The following is a 13,285-nucleotide window of genomic DNA, read 5'->3' on the forward strand; positions in this document are numbered from 1 at the left end:
AAGGCATAAGCTCAGCCCTTAACCTCTTGAAGCATGGAAACATCTGTAGCCGGACGCACCCTCCTGAAAGCCGTAGCCGCCTTTACCACCGTAGGCGGTTTCCTGATGGACTGGAACAAAACCCACCTGTTCAACGACAACTGGACGCCGCACGCAAAGTTCCATGATGCCATGACCATTCTCACCGGAACCCTGTTAGGCTCCGGCAGCCTGTACCTGCTCCAGAAAAAAGACGGTGACCAAAACATGAACCTGAAAGCCGGTGCCCTCCTGCCCGCTATCTTCTACCTGGCCCAAGCGGGAAGCTTCACCTTTCCCGGCGCCAAAGGCATGGACGCCGAGTTCCCGGAGAAAATCCCCTCCGTAGGAAGACTCCGCCTGAATGAAGGGCCTTTTTCCTTGGTGATGCTGGCGGCTTTGGGAGCGGGGTATTTGTTGGCGAAAAAGGGATCTGAATAGCTGTTTTTGGCTTGTTTTCAAAAAATTTGCCTCAAAGCAGGTTGGGCTTTTTTCCTTGTAAGGAAACCTAATGTGGCAACCGGTTCCTTACGACTCCATAGAAGTAAGTCCCTAAGAGGCCACCAGCAATGACTATCAGAATAGACCAGTACCCCTGCCCCAAATTCACAAACAAGGGTCCGGGGCATGCTCCCACCAAGGCCCAGCCTAACCCAAAGATAGTGCCGCCCATCAGGTAACGGGTAATCCCCTTTTCCTTAGGCTGGAAGGTGATGAGCTTCCCCTGTAGGTCACGGAGCTTTAACTTTTTGATCAGGAATACCGCTAATGCCCCCAAAATCACGGCCGTGCCTATAATGCCATACATGTGGAACGACTGGAACCGAAACATCTCCTGAATACGGTACCAAGAGATAGCCTCTGACTTACTCATCACCACCCCGAACAGAATGCCCGTCAGGATATACTTCAATACTTTCATCTCTTTTTCTTTTAAGAAGTTTTTATGAAAACAGCAGCGGAAACACCAGGAACGTGGTCACCAATCCGCCAATGAAAAAACCGATGACAGCCACCAGCGAAGGCCACTGCAAATTGGAAAGCCCGCTGATGGCATGCCCAGAAGTACAGCCCCCCGCATATCGCGTCCCGAAACCAATGAGCAATCCGCCTACCAGCAATAACAGAAAACCCTGTACACTTCCCAGCGCTTCCAAACTGAATAACTCTTGGGGCTGCAATCCCTGCGGAGCCGCAAAACCCAACTTCTGTAAGTCCTGGACAGTATCAGTTGAAATCTGAATGACCTCCCCGTTCTGCAAAAATTCCTGCGAAAGCCATCCACCCAGTACTGTCCCTACTAGAAACAGCAAATTCCAGCTTTGCGCTTTCCAATCGAATTTAAAAAAAGGCACTCTTTTGCCGGCTCCACACGCCGCACAAATAATCCTGAAATTAGAGGAGAACCCAAACGAACTCCCGAAAAACAACAGCAGCACCATCACCAACGCAATCACTGCCCCTGACACATACCATGGCCAGGGTTGTGAGATAAACTCTATCATCTAATTTGATTTTTAACTCAGTTTGATAAAAGAAAGCCTGCAAATGGATGCATCATAGCACCTCCCCAGCAAATCAATGGAGGGACAATCCCTTATGGCTGCCCTTCTAGGCATCTAATCCTTGTAACAATATTTATTGGTAGTGCAAAAGAAAAGCACGTTATCTGAATGTCTCCTTTAAAGGGGGACGACCAAATACCTTAACTAATTAGTGAAATTCTTACCTTAATGTAGAAGGACACACGAATGCGGTTTTTGGAACATCCGTTTCCAAGATGGCTTTGAAGCCGCCTGCTACATCTATCAGGTTGTCAAAACCGCGGGCTTTCAGGATGGACGCTGCCATCATTGAGCGGTAACCACCAGCACAGTGCAAGTACACAGGTTCCTCTTTAGGGATTTCTACCAGGTGCTCGTTCAGGGAGCTTAACGGCATGTTGACGGCGCCTTCCACGTGCTCTGCGCTGTACTCACTGGGTTTCCGGACGTCTATGATCACGGGCTTTTCTGCCTGCACACGTTGGGAAAACTCCTGAGCTGAAATAGACGGCAAGGATTCTATTTCTTTGTTAGCGGCCTTCCAAGTGGTCATACCATTCTCCAGATATCCAAGCGTGTGGTCATACCCCACCCTAGCCAGGCGGGTCACTACTTCTTCCTCGCGACCAGCGTCTGCCAGGAATACGATGGGTTGCTGGATATCTGGGATGAGTTCTCCTACCCATGGCGCGAAGCTACCGTTTAGTCCAATGTTGATGGAGTTGGGAACATGACCAAGTGCAAAATCGGCGGCTTTACGGGTGTCCAGCACCAGAGCTCCGGTCTCGTTTACTACTGCTTCAAAAGCATCGGGTGACAGGGCCTGTAAACCTTGGTTTAGCACGTTTTCAATGTTAGCGTAGCCTTGTTTGTTCAGCTGCACGTTCAACGGAAAATAGCCCGGCGGCGGGAGGAGCCCGTCTGTTACTTCCTTCACAAACTCTTCTTTTGTCATTTCGGCCCGCAGGGCGTAGTTGGTTTTCTTCTGGTTGCCCAAGGTGTCAAATGTATCTTTGCTCATGTTCTTGCCGCAGGCACTTCCGGCCCCGTGGGCCGGGTACACCAACACCTCATCCGCCAGAGGCATAATCTTGGTGCGGAGCGAATCATACAACATACCCGCTAACTGCTCCTGCGTCAACTCAGATTTCGCAGCCAGATCAGGACGGCCCACATCGCCAATGAACAGGGTGTCTCCAGTGAAAAGGGCGTAATCTTTTCCGGCTTCGTCTTTCAGCAGATAGGTAACAGATTCCAGTGTATGGCCGGGGGTGTGTAGCACCTGGAGGGTGACATCTCCCACGGTGAGCACTTCCCCATCCTGGGCCAGGTAAGCTTCAAAGGAGGGCTGGGCGGCCGCTCCGTACACAATCTGGACTCCGGCAGCTTTGGCCAGATCCACGTGCCCCGAGACAAAATCGGCGTGGAAGTGGGTTTCCAACACGTATTTGATGTTGGCCTGGTCTTTCTCAGCTTTGTGCAAGTATGGTTTAATCTCGCGCAGCGGGTCAATGATAACTGCCTCGCGGTTACTCTCAATGTAGTAGGCGCCTTGTGCCAGGCAACCGGTATATATTTGTTCTACTTTCATGTTCTTTCTTATTAGGGAATGATAAGATTAACCTCTGTGCAAAAGTAGGCAAGTGATAGTACCTGCACAGTGACTTTGGTCACACACTGGTTTACCCCAGAATTTCTTTAAACAGGATAAAAACCCCCATCACCAGCACAAACCACCCGAAGCCTTGCTTCAGGGCCTTGCTGTTGATTTTGTGGGCAAAAGCGCTGCCCACGTAAATGCCTATGACAGATAAACCTGAAAATGTGAGCAGGAAAACCCAGTCAATGGTGTAGTGGCCCATATCACCCAGGAAACCCACCAATGAGTTGAGGGCAATGAGCACCAAAGACGTACCAACCGCCACCTTCATGTCCAGCCTTACTAACAATACCAGCGCCGGGATAATCAGGAAACCGCCTCCCGCTCCCACTAGTCCAGAGATGAGCCCCACCAGCACTGCCTGCGCCAACATTTGCTGATAATGGCCTCCTTCTTTGTTCTTATCCTTCACTTCAGCGGAAACTTTATTCTTAATCATGCCTACCGCAGAGACCATCATTAGCAGCGCGAACAGTACCATTACCATAATCTCTTTGGTCACAATGACCTGCCCTAACCTAAACAGTTGGGGAGGCAAAGCAGGCATCAGGTACAGGCGGGTCAGGTAAATGGTCACCAGAGAGGGCACCCCAAAGATCACCAACGTTTTCCCATGCACCAGTCCTTTCCGGAAGAAGCGGTATCCTCCAATGGAACTGGTGGCTCCTACCACGAACAAGGAGTAAGACGTGGCTATAATGGGGTTCAGGCCAATGAGGTACACCAGAATAGGTACAGTCAGGATGGAGCCGCCGCTTCCGGTAAGCCCCAATGTACCGCCTATCAGTAAAGCCGCTATGTACCCCAGTATCTCCATGTTTCTTTTATGATGCGACAAAGGTAGAAGATACTTTGACCCATCACAGTGACAAAAGTCACAGAGGCTCTTTAGCGGTATTTTGAAGAAGAAAGGCCACAAATGGAATTAAAAAAGATCAGTGTCATTGCTTCCCATATCAATGACACTGATTCTTCATTAAAGCAAACTCCCTTATTTATCTAACTGGTGCAACTCAATGTAATTGCGGTGCAAGGTGAGAAGGCCCCGCTGTTCTAATTTCTTCAAGAGGCGCGAAATCACTTCGCGGGAGCTGTTCAGTTCCTCGGCAATCTGCTGGTGGGAAAGTTTGAGTTGGTTTCCTTTTACCTCTTGGTTCTTCTTTAGGTAGAATAGAAGGCGCTCATCCAGGCTTTTAAAGGCAACAGCATCCAAGGTCTGCAGCAGCTCCTCAAAACGTTCCCGGTAGGTGCCAATTACAAAGTTGTGCCAACTGGGGTATTTGCCTAGCCAGCGCTCGGCTACGTGCATGGGCACTAACAACACATCAGCGTCCGTAACTGCCTGCGCTGAAATCTTGCTCTGCTCGTCGCGGGCAGCGCATAACATAGACAGTGCACAGGCGTGACCAGGCTCCAGAAAGTACATCAGGAACTCGTTGCCTTCCTCGTCTTCCCGGTACACCTTCAGCAGTCCATTGAGTAGCAGAATGGAAGATTTCAGGTATTGGTCGGTCCGGATAATGGTTTCTCCTTCGGGTAGTCTTTTCACGGTTCCTTCTTGCAGGAGTTCTTGGCGGAGGGAGGGTTCTAAGCCTGAAAAGTACTTCTGAAGGGTTTGTTCTAGCGTATCCATATTCCCTCAACGGTAAGATTTACTGATATGGTTTGATTTCTTATTGGGCTGCAAGACTCCATTTTCAGAAACTAAATAATCTCTCTATTTTCAGACTTCTCTTCACCACATGGTCTATGCTGCTGCACTTGCTTTTGCCGTTCCTGCTTTCCTTCTCTCACCTGTTTAAGTCACCCGCTCCGGTCCTGTCCTTACCGGCCAGGAGGTTATAAGAAGGATGCACGACAACTACGCAGGCAAGTTTAACCCCTATTTCACCTTTGACCAAACAGCGGTCAGCTACAAAACTCCTTCCGACTCCTCAGCACAGGTGTGGCATGAGGCCATGGCTTTTCCCGGAAACTGGTGATCAGGTTCGGGGAGCTTGAGCAGGGAAACGGGGCTTTGTTCTCGCAGGATAGCCAATACGTGTTCAAAGACAATGCCCTGCAAAACCGCCGCCGCCGCGTGCATGAGGTGTTGGCCTTGGGGTTTGACGTCTATCACCAGCCTGTTGAACGCACGGTAGCCCAGATGCAGGAAGCCGGAATTGATTTATCCAAAGTCTTCATTACTACCTGGCAGGGCCGAAAAGTGTATGTGGTATGCGTGAATTCTCTTGAGGAAAAAGCCAGCCACTTCATCATTGACCAGTAAAAGCTGTTGGGTTTGAAAACGATCAGGCAAACCGGCGATCGCCAAAATGCCGTGGAATTGAAAGGCTATAAAAATGTAAAAGGCAACTGGATTGCCACAGACCTCACTTTTTACCTGAACGGCACCAAGACCCTGCATGAGGTTTACTATAACATGCGCTTTCCTAAAACGCTGCCGTCAGAACTGTTTACTGTTGCTGGTTTCCAGGCTGCCCGCTGGTAATTCCTTTTTTAACTCGTTTTTCAAAAAACTAGCCCCAAACGGACATGCTCCTCTTCATCAATAAACACAAGCCCAACCTATCCTATGGCCACTTCTAAATTGACCCCAGAACAGAACGAGCAGAAGATCGAAAGTTATTTCGCAAACGCCCCTGAGTTTGCCCAAGCCATCTGTGAGAAAATAAGAAGTGCCATTGCCGCCGCTGATCCAGAACTGAAAGCCACCTGGAAATGGAGTGTGCCCATGTACGAGAAAACGGGTCCGGGATTGGTGTGCGGCCTGGGTATATTCAAGCAGCATGTGAGCGTGTCTTTCTTCCAGGGAGCCTTGTTGGAAGATCCGCATGGGGTGTTTAACAGCAGCCAGGATGCCAAAGCAATGCGCAGTATCAAGTACTCCGATGCAACTCAGGTAAACGAGGAAATTTTAGTGGAGTACCTTCGCGCAGCCACGCAATTAAAATCAGGTGCCGCCGCCAAGTCAACGGAGCGCAGTGTCATTGAAATTCCCGAGGACCTGAAACAAGCCTTAGCCGAGGCTCAGCAACTGGAGAAATTTGAAAAGCTGGCCTACACGCACCGCAAAGAGTACGTGCGCTGGGTCTTGGAGGCCAAACGCACCGAAACCAGGGGCAATCGCATTTTGAAAACCGTAGAGCGCATCACCGAAGGCAAGAAGTTCAGCTGATTCCCCTTGCCGCATCCTCTATTTCGCGCAGAAATTCCCGATGGTCACCTAGGTGTTGAATGTCTGTTTCCACTTCTTCAGTAGAGGCGTACAAGGTTCTCCCAAACTTCATGTTCAGGTACTTGGCCGTCAGTTTGAAGGGGACCTCAAAGCCAGTGGGGAGTTCAGAATCTGCCCCAACGGCTACCACAAAGACTATTTTATCTTTTAGTTTGCGGCCTGCCGGTTTCTGCACGGTGACCAGATCAGTGAGGCGGTCAAAGAAGGTTTTCAATACCCCGCTCATGGCATACCAGTACACCGGCGTGGCGAACACGATGATCTGGTGCTGTAACACTTGCGAGATGACACTCCCAAACTCATCTTCCGCTGGGTAGTCATTCTCGTACCGGTACGGGTAAATAGCATGGTCCAGCAAGTCCAACAGTTGGTGGGGCGTATTCCGAAAGAATTTCTGGACGAACAGTTTGGTGTCACTGTCTTTGCGGGCACTGGCCAGGATGATAAGCGTAGCTTTGTGCATAGCAACACAGAAAGGCTTTTTAAAGGTCTATGGCTTCAACTCCTGAATCCCTTTCTACTCCACCACGTGCGCTACAAACTGAGACAGGTTGGTGATAATACCCCGCTCCCGCCGGAACCCAATGGCACTGCCTTCCCCTGCCCAGAAAACACCAGCCTGGTACCGGTAGCCTTTGTCATCCTGGGGAAGCTCAGCCCACGCCTGGTAGATGTGGGGTTGGTTGCTGTACTCGCCGGAAGTAGAGGAAACATCGGTATTCTCCCGCACCTGAATGTTCTGGCCTTCCCGCCCGAAGTAGGGTTTCTCCACCGCTTTTCCTGAAAAAGAGGTAAACTCTGTACGGAGCAAAAGCGGGTGGTACGGGAACTGTTGCCACAGCCAAGCCAAAAAGGCTTTGCTTTGGAATATCAGGGAATAAACGGGATTGGCGATAATCACGCTTCGGCTGAACTGCAGGTCTACTACATCGGCACAAAGTTCAGGCTCCAGTTGCACAAACAGCTCCCAGGGAACTAGCTTGAACAGGAAAGGAAACCGGCGCCACTGCTCAGCCCCAATCTGGGCCCAAATACCTCGCTCAGCTCCCAATGTAGAAACTTGCATTTCATCTACCGGGCAGATGTGGGTATCAAACCCAGCTTCGGTAGCCGCCTGGGCTAAAACTTCACAGTTCGTATAATCTTCTTTGTTGCCCCCCAGGTACACCAGTAACATGGCCGGCTCCAACTCTGGGTTCAACCCTTGCCAAGTCCTGAACTGCTCTACCAGCGCCTCATACAAGCCGTTGGCCTGGTGGCTCTCATTTTTACCGGCGGCGGCCAAACTGGCCCACTGCACCACAGCTGTTTCAGGAATAGAGGTCGCTGTGTCTGAATTAAATTCTAATAGCTTCACCCCTTCAGGGGTTTGCGCGAAGTCAAAGCGCCCGTAGATGTGCCAATGTCGGTCATCTTCCCAAGAATGGCGCAGGGCTTTCCAGAGACGCTCCGGAATCCCGATTTTGCGGAGGAAATCATCAGGTACTCCTTCGGGCACCGCTTCCACCATCATCTGGTAAAGCGTAGTGGCAGCTTCCAGCAGATCATCTGCGGCGGACTGCGTGACAACTACTGCCTCACCTGACAAATACGTCTGGCACTCCTCCTCTACCACCCACTCCCATCCCATCTGGCGGACCATAGTAGTAACATCGCCGTGGTGCGGCATTAACTTAACCGGAAGTGACGTATCTGGCATGAGGATGATAAAGCTTGAGTGAAAACTTAGGTTATAGAATTTCAGCAGCCGTGTTTAGGAGCTGCTTTTAGAAAAACATAGGGAAACTGGCAGGAAAGACTGACTCCTTCCCTGAGCCAAAATAGTAGGCTGCTTAGCTTATGCTCCGAAACCGCCTGATCTTCCTCCGAAGGTGCCAGAACGGCTGTTAGTAGGACGGGTAGAACGCACGTTTCCCGTACCCGCCGGACGGCTGTAAGGACCAGTAGTACCTCTGAAAGCAGTAGCGCCTCTCGCCCGCTCAGCCGAAGTCTGCTGACGCCAGGCCTCGTTGCGCTGGATAGTATTAGGGTTGGCGTAGTAAGCACGGTTAGGTGACAGCATCCGGCCCGCCATGTACCCGATGCCGCTCCACATGAGCACGTTCATCATGCTGAACCCGGTGCCGTTTTGTGGGTTAGCCTGCGAGTACTCCTGCATACGGCGCTCCAGTTCCAGACCTTGCAGCGTGTCTACTTTTCCATCATTGTGCTTCAGGATGGCCATCACCTTCCCGACCTCAGCGGGACGCTCATCGGTGATTTTCCAGTTATCGGGGCTCACCTCTGTCATTTCTGTAATGACACCTTGGGTAAATTGAGGGGCAGTCTCGCCGGCGTTCCACTCAGTAGCAGTGTCGGTTTGCTCCTGGCGGTTTTCTGAGCAGGAAGACAAACCAAGGCAGGCAGCGGCGCTCACCAACAGTACGTTGCGCGAGAAATCACCAATAAGAAAGTAACGCTTTTTCATAAAGAAGAATACGAAAGCCATTTCTGGCTTGTTTTTGTAAATGTAAGGGTAAAACGAGCACTACACGGCAATAACCGCTTGTGCACCCATCTGTTTATTCCCAAAGCGGATAATGCTCCAGGTTTACCTTCTGCTGGAAAAACAGCTGGGTAGAGGCCTCAAAAGAAGCCGTATAATCAGATACGTAAAAGTGGGGTTCACCAGGTAAACGAACAGAAGCAATATCTGATTGTGCCAGCACCTTGCCCACATGCTGGGCCACCAACTCTGAGGCATCCAGCACTTCTACCTGCCCGTTATAGAAGTTGGTGATTTGCTCTTTTATCAAAGGATAATGGGTACAACCCAATATAAGCCCCTCTATGCCATTGAGCATGGGATCTGACAAGTACGTTTGGATGACACTTTCTGAAATGTTGTTGTTAAAGAACCCTTCTTCTATCATGGGCGCGAGCAAGGGAGTCGCCAGTGACTTCAGGTTCACTCCCTGATCCAAGTCATCAATCTTCTTCTTGTATACATTGGAAAGCACCGTTTGCTTTGTGCCTATCAACCCCACGGTTTTATCTGAAAACTTTTGGCCCACATACTCCACCACGGGGTCAATCACATTCAATACCTGTGCCTTGCTGCCCACATATTCCCGCACCAACTCATAGGCAGCAGCAGAAGCAGAATTGCACGCAATCAAAATTATTTTACAATTCTGCCTAATCAACAGATCGCATATTTTCACGGCATAGGCCTGGATGGCCGCCGTAGATTTATCGCCATAGGGCAGGTGCGCGGTATCTCCAAAATAGACCAACTGCTCTTCCGGAAGATGTGCCTTAATGGCTTTAGCAACGGTTAAACCGCCTATTCCACTATCAAACACTCCAATGGGCCGGTCCCTGTTTTCAGCTTTCTTCATGCCTGGCAAATTATAGATAATCAGTATAATTACATACCACCGTAAAAACACCCACATCTTAATAATACAAATCTAAAATGCACTTTTCCGCAACTTTCAAAAAATAAATGGCGTAAAAAGACCATACAAGTTGAAACTAAAAAAGGAGGAATAAAAATGAAAGTATTATCAACCCGCGCCCACGGGATTATGGATTACCTGGTGGGTCTACTATTGATTGCTGCTCCGTTCATCCTTGATTTCGACAGAGGCGGTGCAGAAACATGGGTTCCAATTATAGTTGGTGCCATGATTATATTACAGAACCTGATGACCAACTGGGAAGTTGGAGTGTTTAGGGCTATGTCTCCTAACATGCACTTGACCATGGATTACCTGATTGGTATCTTCTTGGCAGCTTCGCCCTGGATCTTCAATTTTGATGAATATGTATACCTACCCCATTTGATTGTAGGTATTATGATTTTGTTGCAAGCTATGATGACTCGTGTAGCACCTGCTCATGGTGCTGTTACTAACCGTAGCATGGGTCACGGACACTCCCACTAATGCGTAGAGCCTTTTTAGACAAAGACATTACAGAAAAGGTCGGGTTTTCCCGACCTTTTTTTGTGCCCTCCTATTTTTGCTAAACCTCTGACTGGTTTACCCTTTTCTGTTTGCGTACCTTTGCGGCATGAATTACCTTTCAGCAGACTCTATCTCAAAAAGCTTCGGTGACCGCTGGCTTTTCCAGAACCTCACCTTTGGTATAAACCGTGGGCAACGGGTGGCGCTTATAGGCGCCAACGGAGCCGGCAAAACTACTTTACTGCAGATTTTATCGGGCTCGCTTCCTACAGACAATGGCACTGTGAGCGTACGCCGCGGCATACGGGTAGGCTACTTATGGCAGCAACCTGAGTTCCCGACGGGAGCAACGGTACAGGAAGCCATTTTTTCAGGCCAGACCGAAGTTTTGGATGCTATCAGAGACTACGAAGCCTGCCTGGAAGACCCTAACACGTCTGACAAACGCATGCAACAGGTCATGGAGCGCATGGAAACGCTGCACGCCTGGGAATACGAAGTACGTACCAAACAAATTTTAGGCAAACTGGGCATCCAGAACCTCGATGTGCAAGTAGAGCACCTTTCCGGGGGACAGAAGAAACGGGTAGCCATGGCCCGCGTGCTCATTGAAGAACCAGACTTGCTTATCTTGGATGAGCCTACCAACCACCTGGACTTGGAAACCATTGAGTGGTTTGAGAACATGCTCACCACCGAGCAAACCACCCTGCTCATGGTAACCCACGACCGTTACTTCCTGGACCAGGTAGCTAATGAAATAGCGGAACTGGACCGCGGCCAACTGTATACCTACAAGGGCAACTACAGCTACTACGTAGAGAAGAAAGCCGAGCAGGAAGAAGCTAATGCCGCTGAGATTGGCAAAGCCCGCCAGCTCATGAAGAAAGAACTGGAGTGGATGCGCCGTCAGCCTAAGGCTCGGGGTACCAAATCCAAATCTAGGGTAGATGCTTTTTACGACATCAAGGAAAAAGCCACCCAAAAAGACACCCGCACCCAACTGGAGTTATCAGTAAAAAGTACCCGTCAGGGAAACCAGATCCTGGAGATTGACCACTTGAGCAAACGCTTTGGCGAGAAAGTGGTACTGGATGATTTCAGCTATATTTTTAAGAAAAAAGACCGCGTAGGCATTGTGGGACCAAACGGTGCCGGAAAGACTACCTTCCTGAACATGCTCACCGGAAGAATGACCCCAGACAGCGGTGAGATCATTGCTGGCCAGACCACTGTTTTCGGGTATTACACCCAAACAGAGCTTACCTTTAATGAAAACCAACGCGTAATTGACGTGGTGAAGGAAGTAGCCGAGGTGGTAGAAACCGGCAACGGGGAAGTGATTACCGCCAGCCAGTTTCTGCAGCATTTCCAGTTCCCGCCCGCCCAGCAGTACACGTTTGTCAGTAAATTGAGCGGTGGCGAAAAACGCCGTCTGCAGTTGCTGCGCGTTCTCATCAAGAATCCCAACTTCCTGATCCTGGATGAGCCTACCAATGACTTGGACATTCCAACACTTAACATTCTGGAAGATTTCCTCCTGAACTTTGGTGGCTCATTATTGATTGTCTCCCACGACCGGTACTTCATGGACCGACTGGTAGACCACCTCTTCGTGTTTGAGGAAAACGGCCACCTACGTGACTTCCCGGGCAACTACACCGATTACCGTGAGTGGGCCAAGGAGCGCGAGAACATGAAATTGGACGAGGTAAAACCAATTGCCAAACCAGCTGTTGAAGCCGCTCCTGTCCCAACCCCGGTTGCCCCAGTAGCTGACGCTGCTCTTAAAAGAAAAGCCTCTTTCAAAGAGAAACAAGAATACGAGCAACTGGAGAAAGAAATAGAAAAACTGGAAGCAGAGAAAGACGCCCTAGCCGATGAGATGAACGCTGGAACTGCAGACCACGTGCGCCTGGCAGAAATGGCACAGCGCATCAAAGACATCAACACAGCGGTTGAAACCAAAACTGAGCGCTGGCTGGAACTAGCTGAGATTGTGTAGCCCTTCTTAGAACCCTGTAGCATGATAGAGGCCTTCAGTTTTGAGCTTGTTTTTAACAAACATGCTCAAAATTGAAGGCCTCTCCTTTCTGCACAATTCTGCTTTAAGGTTGATTTTAGCAAATTGGCCTTAATACACGTTAGGCTTTCTTTGGTAACTAAAGGAGAAGCCTACTTTCTGAGGGGTACTTACCTGTTGTTCCTCTAGTTTCTGCTTCACGGTTATTTTCCGGATTTCCTCTACATCTGGTGCTACCAGGTCATTGTTCACTGAGGCGACCATGGCACTTTCAATAAACAGGCGCAAAGCCTCTTCATTGATTTCATTTTTGGCCATGTCATTATAGGTAAGATCCAGCTGCTTCACCCCTTCCAGGTAAAAGTGGTTTTCTATATTAATGAGCACCCTACCCAGTAAGTAGCCCGGGTCATTTAAGCGGTTATATTTAATAGAGTCAGCCATGAAGTTGTAGGCCATGATATGCCCGAAGAACCTTCTTCTAAAGTCTTCGTCCACGTAGCGGCTTTTCATGAGTTCATGATCGTCTGGCAAAGTGATGACATTGGAGTGCATTACAAATATGAGCAGGTCACCTGAAAACTTGATATGAAACTCAAAGTCGTTGACGTTGCGGTATTCTATCAACACATTAGCATCTACTTCGCTGATGCGTTTTTTCAAATTCTCCACCAGTGCAATAGAGCAATTTCTAAGCTGCTCAAAGATCACTTTGGTATTTCTGAAAATTGCTTGTTTGGTGGTGGACTTTTGCCGTAACCCTTCAAAGATGGTCTCTATTCTATCTTCCATTGTACACCATTTGGTTAAACATATGCAAAGTGCCTTGGAAATTAGCTCTTTATAGTACTT

17 protein-coding genes are annotated in these 13,285 nt (G+C 49.3%); 7 read left to right on the forward strand and 10 right to left on the reverse strand.

From position 1 onward, the window contains the following. Nucleotides 1–33: 33 nt before the first annotated feature. Nucleotides 34–459, forward strand: coding sequence for a DUF6640 family protein (locus DC20_RS01530; protein ID WP_062542214.1), 426 nt, complete (start codon nucleotides 34–36; stop codon nucleotides 457–459). A gap of 67 nt (nucleotides 460–526) precedes the next feature. Here DC20_RS01530 and DC20_RS01535 read toward each other — a convergent pair whose 3' ends face one another. The 5 genes from DC20_RS01535 to DC20_RS01555 all read right to left on the reverse strand — a co-directional run bounded on the left by DC20_RS01535 (nucleotide 527) and on the right by DC20_RS01555 (nucleotide 4,855). Further along, complete coding sequence (locus tag DC20_RS01535; protein WP_062542215.1) at nucleotides 527–940, reverse strand: DUF6691 family protein; 414 nt, start codon at nucleotides 938–940, stop codon at nucleotides 527–529. A 22-nt stretch (nucleotides 941–962) separates the two neighbouring features. Next, a complete protein-coding gene (locus DC20_RS01540) occupies nucleotides 963–1,523 on the reverse strand; it encodes a YeeE/YedE family protein (RefSeq protein ID WP_062542216.1) in 561 nt (186 codons plus the stop codon). Between the two features lie 220 nt (nucleotides 1,524–1,743). Then, nucleotides 1,744–3,153: an MBL fold metallo-hydrolase gene (locus DC20_RS01545; protein WP_062542217.1), complete on the reverse strand. Its 1,410-nt coding sequence runs from the start codon at nucleotides 3,151–3,153 to the stop codon at nucleotides 1,744–1,746. 91 nt (nucleotides 3,154–3,244) lie between these two features. Beyond that, complete coding sequence (locus tag DC20_RS01550; protein WP_245652285.1) at nucleotides 3,245–4,060, reverse strand: sulfite exporter TauE/SafE family protein; 816 nt, start codon at nucleotides 4,058–4,060, stop codon at nucleotides 3,245–3,247. Between the two features lie 153 nt (nucleotides 4,061–4,213). Beyond that, nucleotides 4,214–4,855 carry a Crp/Fnr family transcriptional regulator gene (locus DC20_RS01555; RefSeq protein ID WP_062542219.1) on the reverse strand — a complete coding sequence of 214 codons (642 nt, stop codon included), beginning with the start codon at nucleotides 4,853–4,855 and terminating at the stop codon, nucleotides 4,214–4,216. A 217-nt stretch (nucleotides 4,856–5,072) separates the two neighbouring features. Between DC20_RS01555 and DC20_RS23520 the strand changes: the two genes are divergently transcribed. The 4 genes from DC20_RS23520 (at nucleotide 5,073) to DC20_RS23310 (ending at nucleotide 6,400) form a co-directional block, all read left to right on the forward strand. After that, nucleotides 5,073–5,204, forward strand: a complete 132-nt coding sequence (locus DC20_RS23520; protein ID WP_262506336.1) for a hypothetical protein — start codon at nucleotides 5,073–5,075, stop codon at nucleotides 5,202–5,204. After that, a complete protein-coding gene (locus tag DC20_RS01560; RefSeq protein WP_062542220.1) occupies nucleotides 5,201–5,491 on the forward strand; it encodes a hypothetical protein in 291 nt (96 codons plus the stop codon). The genes DC20_RS23520 and DC20_RS01560 overlap by 4 nt, the downstream gene beginning before the upstream one ends. A 12-nt stretch (nucleotides 5,492–5,503) precedes the next feature. Beyond that, nucleotides 5,504–5,713, forward strand: a complete 210-nt coding sequence (locus DC20_RS01565) for a hypothetical protein (RefSeq protein ID WP_157593007.1) — start codon at nucleotides 5,504–5,506, stop codon at nucleotides 5,711–5,713. A gap of 84 nt (nucleotides 5,714–5,797) precedes the next feature. Continuing rightward, nucleotides 5,798–6,400, forward strand: coding sequence for a DUF1801 domain-containing protein (locus DC20_RS23310; protein ID WP_062542222.1), 603 nt, complete (start codon nucleotides 5,798–5,800; stop codon nucleotides 6,398–6,400). Here the strand turns inward: DC20_RS23310 and DC20_RS01575 are convergent. The 4 genes from DC20_RS01575 to murI all read right to left on the reverse strand — a co-directional run bounded on the left by DC20_RS01575 (nucleotide 6,393) and on the right by murI (nucleotide 9,840). Next, a complete protein-coding gene (locus DC20_RS01575; RefSeq protein ID WP_062542223.1) occupies nucleotides 6,393–6,923 on the reverse strand; it encodes a flavodoxin family protein in 531 nt (176 codons plus the stop codon). The genes DC20_RS23310 and DC20_RS01575 overlap by 8 nt on opposite strands. A 54-nt stretch (nucleotides 6,924–6,977) precedes the next feature. Continuing rightward, a complete protein-coding gene (locus tag DC20_RS01580) occupies nucleotides 6,978–8,159 on the reverse strand; it encodes a glutathionylspermidine synthase family protein (protein ID WP_062542224.1) in 1,182 nt (393 codons plus the stop codon). A 138-nt stretch (nucleotides 8,160–8,297) separates the two neighbouring features. After that, the gene (locus tag DC20_RS01585; RefSeq protein ID WP_071885534.1) at nucleotides 8,298–8,927 is read right to left on the reverse strand and encodes a hypothetical protein; all 630 of its coding nucleotides are present in this window, start codon (nucleotides 8,925–8,927) and stop codon (nucleotides 8,298–8,300) included. A 94-nt stretch (nucleotides 8,928–9,021) separates the two neighbouring features. Beyond that, the gene (murI, locus tag DC20_RS01590) at nucleotides 9,022–9,840 is read right to left on the reverse strand and encodes a glutamate racemase (protein ID WP_062545743.1); all 819 of its coding nucleotides are present in this window, start codon (nucleotides 9,838–9,840) and stop codon (nucleotides 9,022–9,024) included. 156 nt (nucleotides 9,841–9,996) lie between these two features. Here murI and DC20_RS01595 point away from each other — a divergent pair, with 156 nt between their 5' ends. After that, nucleotides 9,997–10,389 carry an SPW repeat domain-containing protein gene (locus DC20_RS01595; RefSeq protein ID WP_062542226.1) on the forward strand — a complete coding sequence of 131 codons (393 nt, stop codon included), beginning with the start codon at nucleotides 9,997–9,999 and terminating at the stop codon, nucleotides 10,387–10,389. Between the two features lie 127 nt (nucleotides 10,390–10,516). Continuing rightward, the gene (locus tag DC20_RS01600; RefSeq protein ID WP_062542227.1) at nucleotides 10,517–12,415 is read left to right on the forward strand and encodes an ABC-F family ATP-binding cassette domain-containing protein; all 1,899 of its coding nucleotides are present in this window, start codon (nucleotides 10,517–10,519) and stop codon (nucleotides 12,413–12,415) included. 129 nt (nucleotides 12,416–12,544) lie between these two features. Here the strand turns inward: DC20_RS01600 and DC20_RS01605 are convergent, their stop codons facing one another. Beyond that, a complete protein-coding gene (locus DC20_RS01605; protein WP_062542228.1) occupies nucleotides 12,545–13,225 on the reverse strand; it encodes a hypothetical protein in 681 nt (226 codons plus the stop codon). Between the last annotated feature and the right edge of the window lie 60 nt (nucleotides 13,226–13,285).

This window comes from Rufibacter tibetensis (assembly GCF_001310085.1).
GTDB lineage: Bacteria > Bacteroidota > Bacteroidia > Cytophagales > Hymenobacteraceae > Nibribacter > Nibribacter tibetensis.